Origin of the sequence: Flavimaribacter sediminis, from assembly GCF_019492055.1 — a bacterium.
GTDB lineage: Bacteria > Pseudomonadota > Alphaproteobacteria > Rhizobiales > Rhizobiaceae > Flavimaribacter > Flavimaribacter sediminis.
The window spans coordinates 1,288,421-1,310,665 of record NZ_JAICBX010000002.1 but is presented as its reverse complement, the minus strand read 5'-3'; the positions used below and the strand labels follow the sequence as shown (position 1 = coordinate 1,310,665).

Below are 22,245 nucleotides of genomic sequence, written 5' to 3'. Positions count from 1 at the left end.
GACCATAAAGAACCGGCAATCGCATCTGTGCGACGGAACTGCCAGAACCGCATTGTCCCAAACATGGAGCATGCGGCCTCAGTGGTATACAGGTGATGAATTGACGTCGATTTAAGTCGAAAACTCGAATTTTAGTAAAATTGGAAAACCGTTGTATCGATTCAGAAGTCTACTGCGCGTCCCTTGATTTCCCAGTCTCCAAAACGCGCAGGATCCTTGCCGCCGCGTCCACCCAGTTCCCGTTGCGGAGGCGGGTTGTCGCTGGTGCGCCTGCGTTCTTCTGCTTCCTGCAACGCCCGCATTGCGGCCGGTGGAAGATCCTTCTCCGATTGCTTTGCCTCAGGAACGCGCTCCACAGCTTGCGAATCGGCTGTTTTCGCGCCTTCCTCGCTGGCGTTTTCCAATTCTTCCGGGACGGTCATCGGTTGCTTTCAACATTGAATTGCCGGTGCGGACTTCCCATCATATAGGATAAAAACCAATACCGTGGAAGGAGTTGAACCCATATGAATCTTGTTCGCACCGCGATGCTGCTTGCGTTCATGACTGCGTTGTTCATGGCCGTCGGCTACCTGATCGGCGGTTCCGGCGGCATGATGATCGCATTGGTGATCGCCGCCGCGATGAATATGTTTTCCTATTGGAACGCGGACAAGATGGTGCTGCGGATGCACCACGCTGTGGAAGTGGACGCCCGCTCGGCGCCGGAATATTACGGAATCGTGCGCCAACTCGCTGAAAGGGCCGACCTTCCAATGCCGAAGGTCTATTTGATCAAGAACGATCAGCCGAACGCCTTTGCAACGGGCCGCAATCCGTCCAACGCTGCAGTCGCAGCAACGACGGGCCTGCTTGCCCGGTTGACCCATGAGGAGGTCGCCGGCGTGATGGCGCATGAACTCGCCCATGTAAAGCACCGCGACACGCTAACCATGACGATTACCGCAACGCTCGCAGGCGCAATCGCGATGCTCGGTAATTTCGCGCTGTTCTTTCGCGGCGGACGCGACAATCCGCTTGGCATAGTCGGCGCTTTGCTCGCCATGTTTCTCGCACCGGTCGCCGCCGCCATGGTGCAAATGGCCATCAGCCGGACGCGCGAATATTCCGCCGATCGCGGCGGCGCCGAAATCTGCGGCAATCCAATGTGGCTTGCTTCCGCGCTCGGAAAAATCGCCGGCGCCGCGAAGAACATCGTCAACGACGACGCGGAGCGCAATCCGGCAACCGCCCACATGTTCATCATCAATCCGCTCGCCGGTTTGCGGATGGATAATCTCTTCACGACCCATCCGCCCACGGAAAGCCGCATAGCCGCGTTGCGTCAGATGGCAGGCGAATTTTCCGGCGGCGCAGACTTTTCCAATGAACGCGGTCCTGCAGACGCCGTTGCCTCTTCGGGCCCTTGGGGACGAAATCCGGGCAAACCACGTCCCAAGGGGCCATGGTCTTGACGCCTGCGTCGAAGCAAAAACGTCGCCCAAGGAAAAGCGCCGAAGGAAACCGCGAACAGGTTCCGGGGCTTGGCTCACGGCTGGCTGCGGCCAAACTGCTTTCAGCTATCGTCGACAGACGCGCCTCCATGGATGGTTTGCTCGATCCGCAAAACGGAAATCCCGCCTGGCGAGCGCTTTCCGAGCAGGACCGGTCTCTGGTGCGGGCGATCCTGCAGGCCGCCCTGCGCAATCTTCCGATAATCGACGCATTCATCGATCTTCTTGTCGCCCGACCCCTGCCGGAAGGGGCAGTAGCACTGAGACACACGCTGCGCATTGCCGCTGCCCAGATCCTGTTTCTCGACATTCCTGCGCACGCCGCGGTCAACATAGCCGTTGAGATGGCGCGCGGCGATCCGCGCAACCGTCGTTTCGTCGCCCTCGTCAATGCGCTTCTTCGTCAGATGATCCGGCAAAAGGATGAAGAGCTCCCGCGACTGCAAAGCCGGGTAATCAATGCGCCCGCATGGCTTGGTGAACTCATCGAGAGCGCTTATCCGGAACACGCGTCGGCGATTTTCGAGGCGCACCGTCATCCTCCTGCAATAGATCTGACGGTCAAAAGCGACTCTGAAAGCTGGGCGGCAAGGCTGGGCGGTCGCGTGACGCCGACCGGATCGGTGCGTCTCGGACATGTGGACGGACCAATTACCGACCTTGAAGGTTTCGCCGACGGCGAATGGTGGGTACAGGATGTAGCGGCCTCCATACCGGCGCGGCTCTTCGGCGAGATTTCCGGATGGCGCGTCGCCGATCTTTGCGCTGCGCCAGGTGGCAAGACCGCGCAACTGGCGCTCGCGGGCGCTTCCGTGACGGCGCTCGATTTTTCGGCAAATCGGCTGAAAAGGCTCGATGAGAATCTGAAAAGGCTGAAGCTCGACGCCGAATGCGTCCATGCGGATCTCTTCGAGTGGCAGCCTGGTGAGGCTTTCGACGCTGTGCTGCTCGATGCTCCCTGCTCGTCGACCGGCACAATCCGTCGTCATCCGGATATCCCATGGACGAAGTCCCCGTCCGATGTTGCAAAACTGGCAGATCTGCAGGAACGCATGCTTGCACGGGCGCTGACGCTGGTTCGACCAGGGGGAATGGTCGTATTTTCCAATTGTTCGCTTGCGAAAGAAGAGGGTGAAGATGTGGTTTCGGCTATCCTGGAATCCCACCCGAAGGTAGACCGCAGAGCCGTGGAATCGGCTCTCATTCCCGGGCTTGAAGATGCAATCAGTCCCGAAGGCGATCTGAGAACGACGCCAGACATGCTTCCCGATCCGGACCCGGCCTACGCCGGGCTGGATGGCTTTTTTGCAAGTATTTTGATGCGATTAAGCTAAGTGTTAACAGTCGAATTATACCCTGCCTGTGCTTGACTGTTGTGTTATAATTGCGCGAATGGACTTCGTGTCGGGCGTTTGGAAATGGTCTTTTGGCGGCTGCGTTGTACTGGCAATACTACCCTTTGTATCTGCGTGAAAGCTTGCGACGACTGTCTCGGCGGGCTTCGCCCGGTCGTCTCGTGCCTTTCCGTTTCACCTCTGCGCCAGACCGGCTGATCGTCGCGCCTACCGATCTGCGGATCGCCGATCCCTATATCGCCGAAGAGTTTCATCTAGGCAGATTTCCTCTCGCCGGGCGCATACTCGTATGCGAAGGCGTTTCTCCGTTTGAACTGGACGGACCAACGCCGGGATTCGACGCCGCCCTGCACGGATTCCGCTGGCTCCGGCACCTGCGCGCCGCAGACAGCGACGCCGCCTTTCAAGACGCCCGACTGTTGACGGAAGACTGGATCAGCCTGTTCGGACGCCGGCAGTCCGGCGTCGCTTGGGATCCTGACGTCACTGCGCAGCGACTGATCGCCTGGCTGTCTCATTCGCCGATCATTCTCAAGAATATGGACCGCGCTTTCTACAAGCGTTTTATCAAGAGCATTGCGCTACAGATCCGGTACCTGCGGCGCATCGCCGGTGGGGCGCCCGATGGCGAGGTTCGATTCCGAGTCCGGATCGCCCTCGCCATGGCCAGTCTCGCTACGCCTGCGAGCGCGACGCGCATCAAATCGGCCGCCCGCGCGCTCGACAATGAAATCGCCCGGCAAATCCTCCCGGACGGCGGCCATATTTCGCGTAATCCCCATGCCTCGCTGGCGCTTTTGGCTGACCTTCTGCCTCTCAGGCAAACCTACCTCAATCTTGGCCATACGCCGCCGTCGAAGCTGGTAACGAGCATCGACCGGATGTTCCAGGCGCTGCGGTTCTTCCGCCATACCGAAGGAACGCTGGCGCTTTTCAACGGTGCAAGAGCCTTGCCCGCAGACAGGCTGCTGTCTGTGCTGCGATACGACGAAACCGCCGGTCAACCACTCCGGCATGCGCCGCAACTCAAATACCAGCGCCTTTCCAACAGCGATACGATCGTTATCGCCGATACGGGATCTCTGCCGCCCGTCGAACTGTCGACCGAGGCCGGCGCCGGCTGCCTGTCGTTCGAGATGTCGTCTGGTCGCAACCGGTTCATCGTCAATGCAGGAGCGCCCGCCTATTATCACGCCGAATATTCGAGGCTTTCGCGAACGACGGCCGCACACTCGACGTTGACCATCGGCGACAACTCCTCGGCCACCATGTCGACTTCAACTTTTCTGGGACCGATGATGATCAACGGTCCGAAGGTGGTCGAATACGACCGGACGGATGATTCGTCCGGCAGACAGGGTTTTGTCGCCCGGCATGACGGTTATGCAAAGACCTTCGGCCTCATTCACGAACGATCGATCCAGCTTAGCGCCGATGGTAATATTATCAGCGGTCGCGACAGGCTTCTTGCGGCGGGCAAACAAGCTCCGGGCGACACCGATTTGAGCGCCACGGTGCGTTTTCACATTCACCCGAGTATCGAGGTGACGCGCGACCCGAAAAATAACGTCGTGCTTAAGGCGCCGGATGGAGAATACTGGACGTTTTTCTGTCCGAACCCCGCTCCTGTCGTCGAGGACGACGTGTTTTTCGCCGACCTCGTCGGCCCGCGACGCTCCGAACAGATTGCTCTGACCATTCCGGCCCGCGCCGATGTCGCGGTCGGCTGGACGCTGGTGCGCACGCCGGTCAGGCGTGAAGACCCCGACGGCTAATAAAGCCGTGCATGCGGCCAAACGTCGGTTTGATCCGTTCCCACTGTATGCTAGGCGGCGGGCATCATTGTCTCTTGGCCGGGGAATCACATGGCGATCATATCGAGAAAAACTCCGATAACCGACCGGATCAGACCGACAAGGGCGCTGCTTTCGGTCTCCGACAAGAATGGTCTTCAAGATCTCGGCGAAACGCTTGCTGGTCACGGCGTCGATCTCGTGTCGACCGGAGGGACGGCCAAGGCTTTGTCCGGCGCTGGATTGTCTGTTCGGGGGGTGTCGGACCTGACCGGATTTCCGGAAATCATGGATGGTCGGGTCAAGACCCTGCACCCTTCCGTTCACGGCGGGCTCCTCGCTATCCGCGACGACGCCGAACACCAGGCGGCGATGGAGGCGCATGATATTGTCCCGATCGATATCGTCGTCATCAACCTTTATCCTTTCGAGGAGGTGCGGTCAAAGGGCGGCGACTATCCAACGACCGTCGAAAATATCGACATAGGCGGCCCGGCGATGATCCGCGCCGCCGCGAAGAATCACGCCTATGTGACTGTGCTGACGGATCCGTCCGACTACGATGCGCTGGCCGCGGAGCTTTTGGAAACCGGCGGTGAAATTCGCTACGCTTTCCGGCAGAAAATGGCGGCAAAGGCCTATGGGCGGACAGCAGCCTATGATGCGGCGATTTCCGGCTGGTTTGCGGAAGCGATCGACGAGGACAATCCGCCCTACCGGGCGGTTGCGGGGAGATTGCACGATGTGATGCGCTATGGCGAAAACCCGCACCAGACAGCCGGGTTTTACGTGACCGGGGAGAACCGTCCGGGCGTCGCCACCGCGACGCTGCATCAGGGAAAGCAGCTCTCCTACAACAATATCAACGATACCGACGCGGCATTCGAACTGGCCGGCGAGTTCGATCCGGTTGACGGGGCCGCCTGCGCGATTATCAAACATGCCAATCCATGCGGCGTCGGCACGGCGACAAGCCAGCTCGACGCCTATCGCGGCGCGCTCGCCTGCGATCCGGTCTCAGCTTTCGGCGGCATCGTCGCGTTCAATGGCAGGCTCGAGGCGGCAACGGCCGAAGAAGTGGTCAGGACGTTCACCGAAGTCATCATCGCACCCGGAGTCGACGACGACGCCATGTCCATTATCGCCGCAAAGAAAAACCTGCGACTTCTGACGACTGGCGGCCTGCCTGACCCCGCCGCGCCCGGCGTCATGGCGAAGACGGTCGCGGGCGGTCTGTTGGTCCAGTCGCGCGACGCAGGACGCGTCGCCTTGGCGGATCTCAAGGTCGTTACAGATCGTCAGCCGACCGATCGGGAACTGGCCGATCTGATCTTTGCCTTCCGCGTCGCCAAGCACGTCAAGTCGAACGCGATCGTCTACGCCAAAGACGGCGCGACAGTGGGCATCGGCGCCGGTCAGATGAGTCGGGTGGATTCGTCGCGCATTGCGGCGAAAAAGGCGCGCGACGCCGCAGAGGCGATGGGCCTTGCAGAACCGCTGACTATTGGATCCGTGGTCGCCTCGGACGCCTTTTTCCCCTTCGCCGACGGCCTGATTTCAGCCATCGAGGCAGGCGCCACGGCCGTGATCCAGCCTGGCGGATCGATGCGCGACGACGATGTCGTCAAGGCGGCCAATGAGGCCGGCGTCGCCATGGTCTTTACCGGCATGCGCCATTTTCGGCACTGACGCCGGCTACGCGCCGTCCGGTTTTGTGTGTGCGCTGACGACTCGCGGCAGAAGCAGCAGGCCAATCGCGAACAACAGCAGTATTGGCGTTACGCCTATGCGCTGGCTCTGGCTTGCAACAGTCGCAAAAACAACAAGCGCGGGACCGATGAAGGCGGTCGCTTTCCCTGACAGGGCGTACAATCCGAAGGCCTCCGTTACCTTTTCGGCGGGAACCTGATCAACCAGCAAAGTCCTGGATGCAGCCTGGGCGGCTGCGCCTCCTGCGCCGATCAGACAACCGGCGACATAGAACAGGATGGTCGGCAACTCCTCGTTGGAGACAGTTATGAAAAACGCCTGATCCTTTGCAGTGGAGATGACCAGAAGGCAACTCACGAACAGCATCAATATTCCGCTGGCGACAACGATTTTCGGCCCGTATCTGTCATCCAGCTTGCCCCCGATCCAGCCTCCGAATGCACCCGTGAAGGCTGCAAGAATTCCGAAAATGCCGCGCTCAATTGTCGTCAGTCCGAGAACGCCGACGGCATAGATCCCGCCAAACGTATAGAGCGCATTGAGGCCGTCCCGGTAAAACAGGCTCGACAGCAGGAAGCTGAAATAGCTTTTCTGACTGGGCAGCGCTTTCAGTGTTTTCCAGAGTTCGCGCAGGCCTTCCCGCACCATGCCGCGTGTGGCCATGCGCTTGTCCGCGTCCGGCGTGAAGAGAAACATCGGGATGACAAACACCACATACCAGATCGCGGTTAGTGGTCCGGACGCGCGATCACCTGCGTACGTTGTCGGATCCAGACCGAAAATCGGGTCTAGACCCAACAACGTCTTGCCTGTATCGGGCCGTCCGGCCATGAGACCCAGCACGATGATGAGCGATACGATGCCTCCCACGTAACCAAGCGCCCAGGCGGAACCGGATAATCGACCCAGACGAGCGCGAGGCACCAATTGGGACATCATCGCATTGTTGAAAACCGCTGCGAATTCGAAGCCGATAAAGGCGAGAACAATACCGGTGAGGATCAACACGACATTGCTGGAGCCGGGCGCCGAATACCAAAGCATCCAGCTCCCGATCACCGCCGGTATTGAAAACGCAAGGATCCACGGTTTGCGCCGTCCCGTGCTGTCGGCGACGGCTCCAAGAACCGGCGCCAGAAAGGCGACTATCAGACCGCCAATGGTGATCGCAGTCCCCCATTGGGCCTGTCCTTCGACGTCGGACGTAAACAGCGCGTCGACGACATACGGCGCGAACACGAATGTGATGATCAGCGTGTGAAATGGCTGCGTCGCCCAGTCGAACAGCATCCAGCCGAAGACGCCCTTGCGGTCGACCCGCTGCGTCGGTACTGCGTCACTCAATTTGCGTCCCCTTATACGCCCCTCTTGCCAACACAGCCCGCCATGGCTGGTGTGTCCCGCCTATTGCGCCGCCAGATCGCTCATCATTCCAGCGGCGACCGTCAGCCGCGAAATGCTGAAGTCGCCACTGTCGATGAGTTCGTTGATGCGCGCCTGTATCCGTTCGCGTCGCAGCCGATCCGCAGCCTGCCAGGCGGCGACCGGATTTTCCTCCTTGCCGAACTGGGTGATCACGGCATTCATCACGTTGCGGCGGGCGGCGGAAATTTCGTCCAGGCTGCGACCGATTGCGAGCTCCTCGTAGAAGTCGGCCGCCTTTGCGGAGTAAGCCGCTGCTTCCAGCCTTGAAATGCGATAGGCGCGGGTAACGTCGAAATATATTTTCGCGGCCTCTTCAAGACCGGCGTTCGACAGGTTCGCCGCCAGCATGATGTCCGGAATGTTGACCAGGCCGACGGTTTCCGACAACCGCGCCGCCTGCTTTTCCGGAACGCCATGATCGATCGCCCTTTGGTAGATCGCCTGCCTTTCGCGGCGCATGAAGTTCGGCAGGATATCGGGCATGACGGGCTGGAGCGTCTTTACCGCCTTCGCCAGCGCTTCAACCATGTCGGCGAGCGGCCCTTGGGCGACGCCGGCCTTGGCGCTCCAGCGCACCACGATGCGGAAGATATGCCGGAGATCGCCGTACAGCTCGTTCTGGTAGGCGCCGGGCGTCTGGTTATCGAGCGAATCGATGATGTCATAGAGCTCTGACAGGCCCAAGCCGTCGCGCACCACCACAAAAGCGCCGACAATCTGCGAAGGCAGCATGCCGGTGGCGTCCGCCATGCGGCTGATGAAGGACGGACCACCGCGATTGATCACATCGTTGGCGAGCACTGTCGAGACAATCTCGCGCCGAAGGCGGTGTTCAAGAATATCGTCTCTGTGGGTCTTGTGCATCCGTTTCGGGAAGTAGTCGACCAGCGTCGATTCGAAATATGGATTGTCCGGCAGATGGCTTTCCGTCAGTTCGTCGAACAAAACGATTTTCGCATAGGACAGAAGCACCCCGATTTCCGGTCGCGTCAGCGGTTTCCCGGCGGTTACGCGTTCAGCAAGTTCAAGATCATCGGGAAGGGTTTCGACCTGCCTGTCAAGATGTCCGGCGCTCTCCAGATCGTTCATGAGCTGCGACATATCTCCGGTCAGTTCGGCGCTGTCCTGCTCAACGATGGAGATTGCGAGCGTCTGCAGATAATTGTTGCGCAGCACAAGCTCGGCGACCTGTTCTGTCATTGCGGTCAGCAGCTTGTCGCGATTGGCGCGATTCAGCCGCCCCTCGCGCATCGCCTTCGCCAAAGCGATCTTTATGTTGACCTCGACGTCAGACGAATTGACGCCAGCTGAATTGTCGATTGCGTCGGAATTGCACCGCCCGCCTTTCAGGCAATAGGCGATGCGACCACGCTGCGTCACGCCGAGATTGGCGCCTTCGCCAATCACCTTGGCTCCTACCTGGCTGGCGGTGACGCGGATGCCGTCATTGCCCCGATCGCCGACCTCGGCGTCGGATTCTCCGTCTTCCTTGATATAGGTTCCGATACCGCCGAACCACATCAGATCGATATCCATTTTCAGGATCGCCCGAAGCACTTCCTGCGGCGTAGCCGTCGTCTTCGTCAGACCGATCGCGGCTGCGGCCTCGTCCGTCAGCTTTATCGACTTCTGCGAACGGGACACGATCATGCCGCCTTTTGACAGCTTAGACTTGTCGTAGTCCTGCCAGCTCGATCGACCTAGCTCGAACACGCGTTTGCGTTCCTTGAAAGATGTCGAACAGACCGGTTCCGGGTCAATGAAAATGTCGCGATGGTCGAAGGCGGCCACCAGCCTGATCTTGGGCGACAGCAGCATGCCGTTGCCGAACACGTCGCCCGACATGTCTCCGACGCCAGCGGCTGTAAATTCCGTCGTCTGGATATCGATGTTCATTTCCCGGAAGTGTCGCTTGACCGCCTCCCAGGCGCCGCGGGCGGTAATTCCCATCTTCTTGTGATCGTAACCTGCCGATCCGCCGGAGGCGAAAGCGTCGTCCAGCCAGAAATCATGCGCCTGGCTGATGGCGTTGGCCGTATCCGAGAAAGTGGCCGTGCCCTTGTCGGCCGCGACCACAAAGTAGGGGTCATCGCCATCGATGCAGCGCGTTTCTTCAGGATGCGTCACCACGCCATCGATAATATTGTCGGTAATGTCGAGCAGCGAGGAAATGAAGGTTTTGTAGGCTTCGCGCCCCGCCTTAAAGACATCGTCCCGGGAGCCGCCGGTAGGCAATTCCTTGGGATAAAATCCTCCCTTGGAACCGACGGGCACGATGACTGCATTCTTGACTTGTTGCGCCTTGACGAGGCCCAGAACCTCGGTCCGGTAGTCCTGCGCCCGATCCGACCAGCGCAGACCGCCGCGCGCGATCGGACCGAAACGCAAATGGACGCCTTCCACTTCTGCGCCGTAAACGAAGATTTCGCGAAAGGGCGCCGGCGCCGGCATTCCGTCGATCGCCCGCGGATCCAGTTTCAAAGACAAAATAGCCGGCGAAGCGTTATCGCCGCCCTGATAGTAGTTGGTGCGAAGGGTCGCCGATATCAGATTGACGTATTGCCGCAATATCCGGTCGTCATCCTGGCTTGGCACCCTGACCAGCGCCTCGTCAATCCGAAGCCGGATCTCTTCGGTAATCTTGTGCATCTCGTCTTCGGGCGTCGTCAGCGCAAACCGACGTTCAAACAGTTCGAGGATGTCACAGGCGATGTCGTGGTACCGATTAAGGGCTTCCGAGATGTAACCCTGCGAATAGGTAACGCCGATTTGCCGGAGGTAGCGGGCATAGGTCCGCATCACCTTCACTTCCCGGACGGACATGCCGCAATTGACCACCAGGCGGTTGAAGCCGTCATTGTCCACCTTGCCTGACCAAACCGCCAAAAATGCGTCTTCCAGTTTCCTCGCGATTCGCGGCAGATCTATGGCTTGCCCTTCCCTTTGAACCAGCTCCATATTGTGCAGCACGACGGTGCGCACCGCTCCGACATCCTCGCCCACCGAAAGTTCGAAGGTTTGTTCGCTGATGACGTTGAAGCCGAGATTCTCGAGCATCGGAACGCGTCGTGACAGTTCCACGGCCTCGTCAAGATGGAATATCTTCAGGCCGAGATGATCGCTTGTCTCGCCGGCGCGCTGATAGAAATCGAGGCCTATATCATTATCCGGCAAACAGTCGAGGAAGCTCTGCAGGTCCTCCACCGCCTCTTCGGGGGTGAAATAATCACGATAGGCGTCCGATGTGTGCAACGCCAGGCCATCGGGACCTGCCAAAGCCAGAAAACGATCTTCCCAGCGCGTCACGATCCGACGGACATTTTCTTCCAGCACCTCCTGCGGAACGCGAGGTGTCTTGCCGCTGGAACGACCGAATATGAAATGCACGCGCGCGACTGATCCTTCGGGAAACGCCGGATAGAACGCCGACAGGTGCGCGTCAAAGACGTCCTTTAGATAGGCCGCCACGCGCACGCGCGCCTCGGAGTCGTACTGATCCCGCGGCACATAGAGAATGACCGATACAAAGCGGTCGAAGCGGTCAATGCGCGGCAGAACGCGGACGCGCGGCCGGTCGTTCAACTCAAGCACCTGTTCGCAGAAACCCGCAAGCATCGGCACGTCGATCTGGAACAGCTCGTCGCGCGGATAGCTTTCAAGCACATTCAGAAGCGCCTTTCCGGAATGACCCTCCGGATCAAAGCCGAAACTGGAGATGACTTCATGGACTTTGGATCGAAGCAGCGGGATGCGCGTGACGGATCGCGTGTAGGCGCTTGAGGTGAACAGACCGACAATCCGCAATTCGCCAATGACCTGGCCTTTCTCGTCGTAGCGTTTGACCCCGACGTAATCCATGTAGGCGCGCCGATGCACAAGCGAACGGACATTGGCCTTGGTGACGATCAGCATGTCGGAGCCTTGCATAAAGGCAAGCAATTCCGGCGTTGTGCTGACGTGGTCGGCGCCCCTGCGCAGAACCCTGACATCAGGGTCTGAAAGTATGCCGATCCCTTCTTCGGCGGCGCGCTCGATCGTCGCATCCATGCCGTAGCCGCTGTAGACATATTCGCGCATGCCAAGGAAAGTGAAATTGTCGTCCCGCAACCACTCCAGAAAGGCGAGGGTTTCAGTCTTCACCTCCGGATCGTGGCTGGTTTTGCTTGTCTCCAGCGACGTGATCACAGAATCGAGCCTGGTGAGCATGGCGCGCCAGTCGGAGTTCGCGCGGTGCACTTGATCCAGCACCGACGCCAACGCGTCCGCGAGCTCTTCCCTCGCCGCATCAGACAACGGATGCAGGTGGATCTGGATAACGCTGACCTTTTCCAGCGCACCCTGGTCGCCGGCGCTGAACAGCCGCGTCTGTTCGATCGCGCCGTCCTTGGACCGGCCAATAGACACGATTGGGTGTGCGGCGAGTTGCAGATCGCGATGCGACGCAGATATTTCGCCCATCACCGAATCATAGAGAAACGGCATGTTGCGGTCGATAATCGTCACCACCGTCAGCGCCGCGCCGCCCATTTCAACGTCGTTGATGTGATCCACAACCACTCGGGCCTGAGCGCCGTCCCACGCCTGGAGATTTCTCCAGGCGTCGATCGCCGCCGCAGCCAGCGCCTCGGGGCGGAAGGCGAGAACATCGTCGGCGCTAACCATGCCGAAAAGGATTGACGGATCGAGATAGGCTTCGTCCTGCTTCTTCAGAATCCCCGAAATTTTTTCGATCTGCCTGTCGCGCCTGGGATGGCTGCGTACGCCCATTTCCGTCTCCCCACTCTTGCGATTTCTTCGCCATTTTGAATATTTGTCATGATGGTATCAGAACTGTGACGGCAGGCGACTCCTTTTTGGAAGCAAGCTGGAACGCAATTAAAAAGTAGCCAGAAGGATAATCGATTTGAAAAAAGAACAGGTAACAGCGCTCGATCTGCCGCCGGCTGAAGAACTCAGCGACGAAACAAGAGCCTATTTCGACAAATGCGCGGAGAAGCTCGGTCTCATACCCAATGTCCTGCTTGCCTATGCGTTTGACGAAACCAAATTGCGGGCGTTCACCGACTTCTACAACGATCTCATGCTGGGGAAATCCGGTCTCTCCAAGCTCGAGCGTGAAATGATCGCCGTCGCCGTTTCATCGACGAACCGCTGCTATTACTGTCTTACGGCCCACGGAGCCGCCGTCCGGAGCCTGTCAGGCGATCCGATCCTGGGCGAACAGATGGTGATGAACTTTCGGGCAGCCGATCTCGATCCACGACAGAAGGCGATGCTCGATTTCGCGGTCAAGCTAACGCAATCACCCGATCGCATTGAGGAGCAAGATCGCGCCGATCTACGCAGCGCCGGCTTTTCGGAAAGAGATATCTGGGATATTGCGGCGACAGCGTCATTCTTCAATATGTCGAACCGCATGGCTGCGGCGACGGACATGCGGCCGAATGACGAGTATCACGGGATGGCTCGCTAGAACTGACAGGGAAAGCCTCAATGGCTGACAAGGACGATCTTTCGAAGAAGGCGCGGCGCGACCTCGACAAGCTACAAAACGAAGGCGGTCTGCTCGATGCGCCGAAGCTCGAATCAAAGACAAAATCGGTCCGCGGCCATTTCACTGCGTCCGACGCGGATCCGTCGGACCCGATCGAGGTCTGGGGCACGCGGATTGGCCGCTGGCTTGCAGTCGTGGTATTTATCGCCCTCGCGATCTGGCTTTTCAATTTCTTCGGGCGGGGCGAATGACGATAAACGGAGACAGGCTGCATGCCGACCGGCCAGCCGTGCTGGTCATTTCCAGTCATGTGGTGCGTGGTTCCGTCGGCAATCGAGCGGCGGTTTTTGCGCTCGAATCGCTTGGACACGCAGTCTGGGCGCTTCCGACTGTCGTACTTCCGTGGCATCCCGGACATTCTCCGTCCACCCGCTCGATGCTGCCCATCGCGGATTTTTCGGCAATAGTCGACGATCTGTGCCGGGCGCCCTGGCTGGGTGAAATCGGCGCGGTTTTATCCGGTTATCTCGGGCATCGCGAACAGGCCGACGGCGTCGCCCGTCTCGTCTCGGAGATCCGCAAACTCAATCCCGACGCGCTCTATCTCTGCGATCCCGTCATCGGCGATCGGGGCGGTCTGTACGTTGCCGATGACATCGCGTGCGCCATTCGCGACACGTTGCTGCCGATCGCCTCAATTGCGACGCCAAACCGGTTCGAACTCGGCTGGCTCACGGATTTCGAAATCACCAGCAACAACGACATCGTCACCGCCGCCGCGACGCTCCGACCCGAAAGGGTTCTGACCACATCGGCTATTCCCATGATGGCTGGCAGCATCGGCAATCTCCTGCTTCGCGACGACCGGGCCTGGCTCGCGGAGCACCGCGAGATCGCCAACCCTCCGAATGGCCTTGGCGACCTCCTTTCGGCGGCTTTTTTGTCTCGTATCCTTGATGGCGAAGCTGATGAAAAGGCGTTACAAAACGCGACGGCGACGGTTTTCGAGATACTGGCGCGCACCGTCAAGCGCGGCGCCGATGAACTTACTCTTGAAAAAGACGTTTCCAGCCTTGTGAGGCCTTTCGCAATGGTGCACATGCGCCGCGTCATGACACCTCAGGCCGCAAGCTGACCTCCAGGAAAGTGATCCGCACAATATGACACAAAAAGACGCTACGCAGACATTTCCGGACAAGCTTCTGAGCGGTTATCAGCGTTTCATGCAGGGGCGCTACGCGGACGAACGCGATCGTTATCGCGACCTTGCTGAAGCCGGTCAGAAACCGCATACCCTGATTGTCGCCTGTTGCGATTCACGAGCGGCTCCAGAAACCGTTTTCAATTCTGGTCCGGGCGAACTGTTCGTGGTGCGCAACGTCGCCAACCTCGTTCCTCCCTATGCGCCGGATGGCGAGTATCATTCAACATCCGCTGCGCTGGAGTTCGCCGTACAGTCGCTTCGTATTCGAGATATCGTCGTGATGGGTCATGGCCGTTGCGGCGGCATTTCAGCGGCTCTCGATCCGGGCTTGAAGCCTCTGTCGCCCGGCGACTTCATCGGTCGCTGGATGGGCTTGCTCAAGCCGGTGGCCGCCGAACTGCAAAACAGCTCGCTACTGACTACGGCGGAGCGTCAGACGGCCCTTGAGCGCATTTCCATTCGCCACTCGATAGAAAATCTGCGCAGCTTCCCCTGCATCAGCATACTGGAGGAGCAGAAGAAACTCCGCATCCATGGCGCCTGGTTCGACATTTCGACCGGCGAACTATGGGTTATGGACTGGAAAACGGGCGACTTCATTCGCCCGGATCATTGAACCAAAAGGCTCTCAATCAGCTGTCTATTCTCTGGGCGATGATGGCGATCGCCTGCTGATACACACTCGCCGCATTCCAGGCCTGAATCGCACGGTAATTTGTCTGGCCCGGCTGATACCCGCCACCCCGACGCCATCCATGCGCTTTCAGATAATTGGCGGTCGATGCAAGCGCGTCCGTTCTTGAGCGAACGAGATCACGCCGGCCATTCCTGTCTCCATCCACAGCGTATCGCAGATAGTTCGACGGCAGAAACTGCGTGTGCCCAAGTTCGCCGTGGGCGGCGCCGCGCATTTGCGACCGGCTGAGTTCGCGCCGCTCCACCAGCGACATCAATGCATAGAGTTCAGCGGTAAAGAATTGCGACCGCCGGCAGTCATAAGCGAGCGTCGCAACGGCCGAAACCGTGTCTTCGTTACCCATATATCCGCCGAAACCGGTCTCCATGCCCCAGATGGCAAGCAAAACACCGGGCGGCACGCCGTATTTGCGCTCAAGGCTGTTGAACAGACTCTGGTTCTGCTGCTTCAAGCGCCGACCCTTGGCAACGATTGCGTTGGCGCCGCGCTTCGCCATGAACTGGTTCAACGAAAGCTTGAAGCTCGACTGGCTGCGGTCCAGGCGTATTGTCTTGGTGCGATAGCTGACGTTGCCCAGCGTCTCGTTGATCGTTCTCTGGCTGAAGCCCTTGGCGGCGGCTTCCCGTTTCGTCTGCTCGACCCATTTGTTGAACCCGGCGGCGTTGTTGCCGCATTTGGCGGCCAGGGACTGGCTAACACCTGCGATTCCGATCACTGCGGCAAGGCCGATTGCCATTGCGGCCTTTTCGATACGGCGATTCATAACCAAACCCCTTTCCATTTGTCTCGTCGAATGGATCTCTACCGAAACTGTGTAAACAACAGGTATCTGTAGCAGCCGAGTTCCAATTCAATCCGTAGGATACTACGGAGAATCAAGTCAAACGGATAGGATATTGTTGCACAAACAATATTTGGACTGTTCCTGATCGGCAACAAATAGGTTTTAGGCAAAACGGATCGGTTTATATGTCCGATCCGTCCAGCTCGGCGAGATCAGGCGGCCTGGTTCTTTGCGGTGACAAGTCCCCGCGCCACGAGCAATTCCGCAATCTGAATGGCGTTTAGCGCCGCTCCCTTGCGTAAATTGTCCGAAACGATCCATATGTTGAGACCGTTTTCGACCGTGGCGTCTTCGCGGATGCGGGAGATGAAGGTCGCGTCTTCGCCTGCGCATTCATACGGAGTCACGTAACCGCCGTCCTCCCGCTTGTCGACAACCAGGCAACCCGGCGCGTCACGCAGGATATCACGGGCTTCGTCTGCCGAAATTTCATTCTCGAATTCGATATTGACCGCTTCGGCGTGTCCAATGAAGACGGGAACCCGCACTGCGGTGCAAGTAATCTTGATCTTTGGATCGAGCATCTTCTTGGTTTCAGCCAGCACCTTCCACTCTTCCTTTGTGTAGCCGTCATCCATGAAGACATCGATATGCGGAATGACATTGAAGGCGATGCGCTTCGTGAACTTCTTGTTTTCTATCGGATCCGCGACGAAAACAGCCCGGGTCTGATTGAACAATTCATCCATGGCGTCCTTGCCGCCGCCGGAAACGGACTGGTAGGTAGCGACGACCACGCGCCGTATCTTCGCGGCGTCGTGAAGCGGCTTCAGGGCAACGACGAGCTGCGCCGTGGAACAGTTGGGATTGGCGATAATGTTACGCTTGGTGAAACCTTCGACAGCGTCCGGATTGACTTCCGGAACAACCAGCGGCACATCGGCGTGATAGCGCCACGCCGACGAATTGTCGATCACCACGCAACCCTGGGCGCCGATTTTCGGCGACCACTTTTCCGAAACCTTGCCGCCTGCCGACATCAGGCAGAAGTCAGTTCCGGAAAAATCGTAGGTTTCGAGGTTCCTGACCTTTAGCGTGCGATCTCCATAGGACACGTCCCTGCCTACGGAGCGGCTGGAGGCCAGCGGCACAACTTCATCAGCCGGAAAATTGCGTTCCGCCAGAATATCGAGCATTTCCCGGCCCACATTTCCGGTGGCGCCAGCGACTGCTATCTTGAATCCCATATTGGTTTCTCCTGTCTCTCTTCCCGTTCCGGCCTGGAATGCAGGCCTTCGCCTCCCCGGCTGGACCGGGAAGAGAACGGACAAGCCAGAGACGTCAGATCTTGACGGTCGTTTTCTTTGTTGCCGTTTTTGTGGAAAGGCGCGCGCGTATGCATGGTTCCGGCGCCATTTCGGCGCGGAACAGACCGTTTATCAAGCTGCGGTCAGAGATGTGCATGTCGCGACTCCGTTCGAGAGCGCTTTTACAGTGGTTTTGCAAGGAGTCAACCGATCTCGCGCTACGGCCTGAAAAGATAATAATCCTTGCGCAAGACCGGCCATCCCTTGCCATCGGTCGTAAAAATGACGCCGTATCGGGCGAATACGAGCGCCTGGAAGTAGGCGTACCACGCGCCGAGGGCCACGCCGGCGATGACGTCGCTCGGATAATGGACGCCGACAAGCACCCGGCTGAAGGCAAGCCATACCCCCAGGAAAAGAGCCGGCAATCTCAACGCCGGGAAGAAGATCGCAATGCCAGCAAACAGTGCGCCGGCGGTCGTCGAATGTCCGGAAGGAAAGCTCGCAAAAGCCGCGTCCAGGGAGAATGGCCGAAATTCAAAGGCGCCGACCCGATCATAGAGAAAGGGGCGAGCGCGGCCGATCGCATATTTCAGGGACGAGGCCAGAAGACCGGATATACCGACGGACAGAAAGATGTAGCTCGATACCGCCATCATCTTTGCAAACAGCAAACGCGTCCGAGACTGCAAGCCGCTCCAATCCAGGCAATAGCATCCGAGCATGAAGACGCCGGATGGAACGAGTATCCATCCGGACTTGCCGATGTCGGTAAAGGCTCGGGCAAAATTTTTCAGCGGCTGCGGCCAGTCGGCCCGAAAGCTGCCGATGGTGTCGTCGAGCACGACCATCGTCAGCACCACCACCATGGCGACGATGAACATGTATCGCCAGCCAAGGATGTTAACATCCGTTGTGGCGTTGTTGTCAAAGCGCCGTTTAAGGAAGCCGCGGTTGGCGACGATGTTGCTTCTGATCCGGGAAAGAAATCCGGTATCTGAAAAAATGCCGGTTTGCGAAATGCGTCTGAGCGATAGGACGCTCATGAAAAATTATCCAGTTCTGAAGCCGGCTCGCAATACTGAGCCGGCTCGTTTGCTGTTTCAGGTAGACAGGGCTCGAAATTCCTTGACGATTTCGTCGCCCATCTGTCCGGTTGAAACGGTCGTCATGTCGCCCGATGCGATGTCGCTCGTACGAATTCCCCGGTCGAGTACATTCGCAATTGCGGCTTCAAGTCGATCCGCTTCCGTGACCATATCGAAGGAATATTTCAAACACATGGCAAATGATGCAATCATTGCGATCGGATTCGCCATGCCCTTGCCGGCGATATCCGGAGCCGAGCCGTGCACCGGCTCGTAAAGCGCCTTGCGCTTGCCGGTCTTTCCATCTGGCGCGCCAAGCGAAGCCGAAGGCAACATGCCGAGCGACCCGGTCAACATCGCCGCCACATCGGACAGCATGTCACCGAACAGATTGTCCGTTACGATCACATCGAACTGTTTGGGCCAGCGCACCAGTTGCATGCCGCCGGCGTCGGCGAGCATGTGGTCGAGCTCGACGTCCGAATAGCGTTCCTTGTGCGTGTTGGTCACGACTTCGTTCCACAAAACGCCGGATTTCATGACGTTTCGCTTTTCCATCGACGTGACCTTGTTGCGGCGGTTGCGCGCAAGCTCAAAGGCGACGCCGGCGATCCGTTCAATCTCGTAGGTGTCGTAGATCTGGGTGTCTATACCGCGCTTCTGTCCGTTTCCGAGATCGATGATCTCCTTTGGTTCGCCGAAATAAACACCGCCGGTCAGTTCGCGAACGATCAGAATATCGAGACCTTCCACGACATCGGGCTTGAGCGAGGAGGCCTCGGCCAGCGCCGGATAACAAATGGCGGGGCGCAGATTGGCGAAGAGCTCCATATCCTTGCGCAGCCGCAACAGACCAGCCTCAGGCCTTACGTCATAGGGCACGGAATCCCATTTCGGACCGCCAACGGCGCCGAAAAGGACGGCGTCTGCAGCCATCGCCTTGGCCATGTCCTCTTCGGAAATCGCCTGCCCGTGTGCATCGTAGGCCGCGCCGCCGACAACGCCTTCCTCGATCTCGAAGCCAGCCTGAAGTTCGTTATTCATGAAGTCGATGAGCTTGCGAACTTCGGTCATCGCTTCCGGGCCGATGCCGTCTCCGGGAAGAAGAAGAAGTTTACGGCTGGTCATGGATATTCCTTTTCAATTGCAAGTGTATTTATCGCGCGATCAGAGCAGCGCGTTGGTTTTGCCTTCGCCCCGATAGGCTGTAACCTGTATTTCAACGCGCATTTCCGGTCTGACAAGGCCTGCGACCAGCATCGTCGCAGCCGGACGGATATCTCCGAAAAATTCGCCGAGAATGGGAAAAACCCGGCCCGCGTCGGCCGCGTCTGTTATGATGTACTGCGCCCGCACCACGCTAGCGAGATCGAACCCGGCTTCGGCGAGCGTCTTTTCGATGGTCGCGAGCGCATTTCGGGTTTGCTCCTCGACTGTCGAAGGCATGACCATCGTGTCGTAATCGTAGCCCGTTGTGCCCGCGACAAAGCACCAGTTGTCCTGGACAACGGCGCGCGAATAGCCGGCGGCCTTCTCCAGTGGCGAGCCAGTCGAAATCACCTTGCGCATCTCGTCTCCGCAGTAGAGGGGGCGGGATCGCCGGACAGACCGCCTTTCCCGGTTAGGCCGGACCGTTCGTCGTGACTAGTGCCAGGGCCGGTGATTGGCCAGGTGGTCCTCGTGCCGGGCGATATGCTGGCTCTTCTCCATGGTGAGCCCGATGTCGTCGAGCCCGTTCAGCAGACAGTGCTTTTTGAACGGGTCAATCGAAAACTTGATCACGTCGCCGTCCGGCCGATGTATTTCCTGGGTGACCAGATCGACGGTGATCGTTGCATTGGCGCCGCGCGACGCATCATCCATCAGAAGGTCCAGTTCTTCCGGCGTAACGACGATCGGCAGCAATCCGTTCTTGAAACTGTTGTTGTAGAAGATATCGGCGAAGCTGGTCGAGATAATGCAACGAACGCCATAGTCCATCAGCGCCCACGGGGCGTGCTCGCGCGACGATCCGCAACCGAAATTGTCGCCGGCGACCAGAATGCTCGCATTCTTGTAGGCCTGCTTGTTGAGAACGAATTCCTCGTTTGGCGTGCGATCTTCATTGTAGCGCATCTCGGCGAAAAGGCCCTCGCCAAGACCGGTCCTCTTGATAGTCTTCAGATAATCCTTGGGGATGATCATATCCGTGTCGATATTGATGATCGGCAACGGAGCGGCGACGCCGGTCAGGCGGCTGAACTTTTTCATGGCGAGACATCCTTGAATATCCATTTCCCCGCGGCGGCGGCCTGAAAAGACAGTGGCAGCCAGCAGGCATGCGAAGCATGTATCAAAGCTCTCGCGGAAAAAGAAGGGCTCAAGAAGCGATTCTTGCCCCCAGAGGCCTACATGTCGATGATAGTGCCCCGGCCGTCGTTCCAAATATGCGGATCGTCGCCCCGGCGGTTCTCCCGCATGGCGGACCTGTTCCGGAGACGCGCAACGACCAGCCCGACCCCGGCAAGCGTGAACGCAAGGCCGATCATTGCAACGCCGACCGTAGCGAACACCAAAACGGCGACCACCGCCACGGCTAAACCGACAACGCCAATGATGATAGAGCGAATCTGATCCATAATACTTCCCCTGAATTGCTGTTGCCGGCGAGGCCGACAATTTGTTTGAAGGGCTGTCATTCAATTGGCTATTTCGAGGAACCGTTTCAACCGGCGACACATGACATTTCCGTCAGATTGCTGTTGCACTGTAGCTTCGCTCGTGAAACCAGTATCGTCATGACCAGTAAAACCGCCATGCCACACCGCCATGCGCGTTCACGACGTTCGGCCCTCTATGTTCCGGCCAACAATGTTCGCGCGCTCGCCAAGATCGGCGACCTTGCCGCTGACGGCTATATCATCGATCTGGAAGATTCTGTGTCGCCGGACGACAAGGAGACCGCCCGCCAAACGCTGACTGAATATTTTTCCGGCGGTCCGGAGGCCCATAGCGAGCGCATTATTCGCGTGAACGCTCTCGATACGCCTTGGGGAGAAGCGGATCTTGCAGCGGCCGTCGCGTGCAGGCCGGACGCTGTCCTGATGCCTAAAATTTCTTCACCGGAGGATATTGTCGACGTAGAGGCAAAGCTCGCGTCCCTTGACGCCCCGGAGAGCCTTCGCATATGGGCCATGATCGAAACGCCCGCGGGAATCGCACGTTGTCGCCACATATCGGAGGCGGCTTTGGAAAGGCGCACGCGCCTGGATTGTCTCGTCGCCGGAACCAACGACCTTGCAAAGGACACCGGAACCGCGTTGACGCCAGACCGCGCCTTTCTTACGCCATGGCTGTTGGAAATCGTGCTTTGCGCCCGATTTGCGGGACTGGACGCGCTGGATGGCGTATCGAATGAATTCCGGGACGCGGAGCGCATCACGGCGGAATGCCGACAGGGCCGGCAGATGGGATTTGACGGCAAGACCTTGATTCACCCCAACCAGATCCGGCCTGCAAATTCGGAATTTGGTGTATCCGAGCAGGATATCGCCACCGCTCGTCGCATCGTCGACGCTTTTTCGTCTCCAGAGCATGCCGGCAAGGGCGTCATCAGTCTGGATGGCAAAATGGTGGAGCGACTCCATCTACAGCAGGCAGAAGCGCTGCTTGCCAAGGCCAGCATGGAGGAAACCTGATCATGCAACTCTATCGACTGCTTACCGGCCCGGATGATTCAAGCTTTTGCCACAAGGTCACGAAGGCGCTTAACGAAGGATGGGAGTTGCACGGCTCTCCCGCCTATGCCTTCGACGACAAGGACGGTCAGATGCGATGCGCGCAGGCCGTCGTGAAAACAGTGGCCGGAAAGACCTACGAACCGGACATGAAACTGTCCGAGCAATAACGGGCGGCC

General features: G+C 58.5%; 20 protein-coding genes. 10 read left to right on the top strand and 10 right to left on the bottom strand.

Features of this window, described 5'->3' with window-relative positions:
- Positions 1-161: 161 nt before the first annotated feature.
- A complete protein-coding gene (locus K1W69_RS14380) occupies positions 162-422 on the bottom strand; it encodes a DUF1674 domain-containing protein (RefSeq protein ID WP_220229007.1) in 261 nt (86 codons plus the stop codon).
- An 84-nt stretch (positions 423-506) separates the two neighbouring features.
- Here K1W69_RS14380 and htpX point away from each other — a divergent pair, with 84 nt between their 5' ends.
- From htpX to purH, 4 genes are all read left to right on the top strand, one after another.
- Positions 507-1,454: a zinc metalloprotease HtpX gene (gene htpX, locus K1W69_RS14375; RefSeq protein WP_220229006.1), complete on the top strand. Its 948-nt coding sequence runs from the start codon at positions 507-509 to the stop codon at positions 1,452-1,454.
- Positions 1,451-2,827: a transcription antitermination factor NusB gene (locus K1W69_RS14370; RefSeq protein ID WP_370688244.1), complete on the top strand. Its 1,377-nt coding sequence runs from the start codon at positions 1,451-1,453 to the stop codon at positions 2,825-2,827. The genes htpX and K1W69_RS14370 overlap by 4 nt, the downstream gene beginning before the upstream one ends.
- Before the next feature lie 92 nt (positions 2,828-2,919).
- Entirely contained in the window at positions 2,920-4,623 is a 1,704-nt protein-coding gene (locus tag K1W69_RS14365) for a heparinase II/III family protein (protein ID WP_258571040.1), read from the top strand.
- A gap of 90 nt (positions 4,624-4,713) precedes the next feature.
- Positions 4,714-6,330 (top strand): bifunctional phosphoribosylaminoimidazolecarboxamide formyltransferase/IMP cyclohydrolase, encoded by a 1,617-nt coding sequence (purH, locus tag K1W69_RS14360; protein WP_220229004.1) that lies wholly within the window; start codon positions 4,714-4,716, stop codon positions 6,328-6,330.
- 6 nt (positions 6,331-6,336) lie between these two features.
- On the opposite strand, the gene K1W69_RS14355 is transcribed toward purH, so the two are convergent.
- Positions 6,337-7,695 (bottom strand): MFS transporter, encoded by a 1,359-nt coding sequence (locus tag K1W69_RS14355; RefSeq protein WP_220229003.1) that lies wholly within the window; start codon positions 7,693-7,695, stop codon positions 6,337-6,339.
- A gap of 60 nt (positions 7,696-7,755) precedes the next feature.
- Entirely contained in the window at positions 7,756-12,543 is a 4,788-nt protein-coding gene (locus K1W69_RS14350) for an NAD-glutamate dehydrogenase (protein WP_220229002.1), read from the bottom strand.
- A 136-nt stretch (positions 12,544-12,679) separates the two neighbouring features.
- Between K1W69_RS14350 and K1W69_RS14345 the strand changes: the two genes are divergently transcribed.
- The 4 genes from K1W69_RS14345 to K1W69_RS14330 are packed head-to-tail and all read left to right on the top strand — an operon-like array spanning position 12,680 to position 15,090.
- Positions 12,680-13,249 (top strand): peroxidase-related enzyme, encoded by a 570-nt coding sequence (locus K1W69_RS14345; protein ID WP_220229001.1) that lies wholly within the window; start codon positions 12,680-12,682, stop codon positions 13,247-13,249.
- A 20-nt stretch (positions 13,250-13,269) separates the two neighbouring features.
- Positions 13,270-13,521: a hypothetical protein gene (locus K1W69_RS14340; RefSeq protein WP_220229000.1), complete on the top strand. Its 252-nt coding sequence runs from the start codon at positions 13,270-13,272 to the stop codon at positions 13,519-13,521.
- On the top strand, positions 13,518-14,405 hold the full coding sequence (gene pdxY / locus K1W69_RS14335; protein WP_220228999.1) for a pyridoxal kinase PdxY: 888 nt from the start codon (positions 13,518-13,520) through the stop codon (positions 14,403-14,405). Before K1W69_RS14340 ends, pdxY begins: the two co-directional genes overlap by 4 nt.
- A 25-nt stretch (positions 14,406-14,430) precedes the next feature.
- Positions 14,431-15,090 carry a carbonic anhydrase gene (locus tag K1W69_RS14330; protein ID WP_220228998.1) on the top strand — a complete coding sequence of 220 codons (660 nt, stop codon included), beginning with the start codon at positions 14,431-14,433 and terminating at the stop codon, positions 15,088-15,090.
- A 16-nt stretch (positions 15,091-15,106) separates the two neighbouring features.
- On the opposite strand, the gene K1W69_RS14325 is transcribed toward K1W69_RS14330, so the two are convergent.
- The 7 genes from K1W69_RS14325 to K1W69_RS14295 form a co-directional block, all read right to left on the bottom strand.
- On the bottom strand, positions 15,107-15,934 hold the full coding sequence (locus tag K1W69_RS14325) for a lytic murein transglycosylase (RefSeq protein ID WP_220228997.1): 828 nt from the start codon (positions 15,932-15,934) through the stop codon (positions 15,107-15,109).
- Between the two features lie 233 nt (positions 15,935-16,167).
- Complete coding sequence (locus tag K1W69_RS14320; protein WP_220228996.1) at positions 16,168-17,202, bottom strand: aspartate-semialdehyde dehydrogenase; 1,035 nt, start codon at positions 17,200-17,202, stop codon at positions 16,168-16,170.
- A 278-nt stretch (positions 17,203-17,480) separates the two neighbouring features.
- The gene (locus tag K1W69_RS14315; RefSeq protein ID WP_220228995.1) at positions 17,481-18,308 is read right to left on the bottom strand and encodes a phosphatase PAP2 family protein; all 828 of its coding nucleotides are present in this window, start codon (positions 18,306-18,308) and stop codon (positions 17,481-17,483) included.
- A gap of 57 nt (positions 18,309-18,365) precedes the next feature.
- Complete coding sequence (leuB, locus tag K1W69_RS14310) at positions 18,366-19,478, bottom strand: 3-isopropylmalate dehydrogenase (protein WP_220228994.1); 1,113 nt, start codon at positions 19,476-19,478, stop codon at positions 18,366-18,368.
- 39 nt (positions 19,479-19,517) lie between these two features.
- Entirely contained in the window at positions 19,518-19,919 is a 402-nt protein-coding gene (locus tag K1W69_RS14305; protein WP_220228993.1) for a RidA family protein, read from the bottom strand.
- Positions 19,920-19,994: 75 nt separating this feature from the next.
- Positions 19,995-20,600: a 3-isopropylmalate dehydratase small subunit gene (gene leuD / locus K1W69_RS14300; RefSeq protein WP_220228992.1), complete on the bottom strand. Its 606-nt coding sequence runs from the start codon at positions 20,598-20,600 to the stop codon at positions 19,995-19,997.
- Positions 20,601-20,737: 137 nt separating this feature from the next.
- Positions 20,738-20,968, bottom strand: a complete 231-nt coding sequence (locus K1W69_RS14295) for a hypothetical protein (RefSeq protein ID WP_220228991.1) — start codon at positions 20,966-20,968, stop codon at positions 20,738-20,740.
- Positions 20,969-21,127: 159 nt separating this feature from the next.
- Between K1W69_RS14295 and K1W69_RS14290 the strand changes: the two genes are divergently transcribed.
- Positions 21,128-22,027 (top strand): HpcH/HpaI aldolase/citrate lyase family protein, encoded by a 900-nt coding sequence (locus K1W69_RS14290; RefSeq protein WP_258571039.1) that lies wholly within the window; start codon positions 21,128-21,130, stop codon positions 22,025-22,027.
- A gap of 2 nt (positions 22,028-22,029) precedes the next feature.
- Positions 22,030-22,236: a DUF1737 domain-containing protein gene (locus tag K1W69_RS14285; RefSeq protein ID WP_220228990.1), complete on the top strand. Its 207-nt coding sequence runs from the start codon at positions 22,030-22,032 to the stop codon at positions 22,234-22,236.
- The last annotated feature ends 9 nt before the right edge of the window (positions 22,237-22,245 follow it).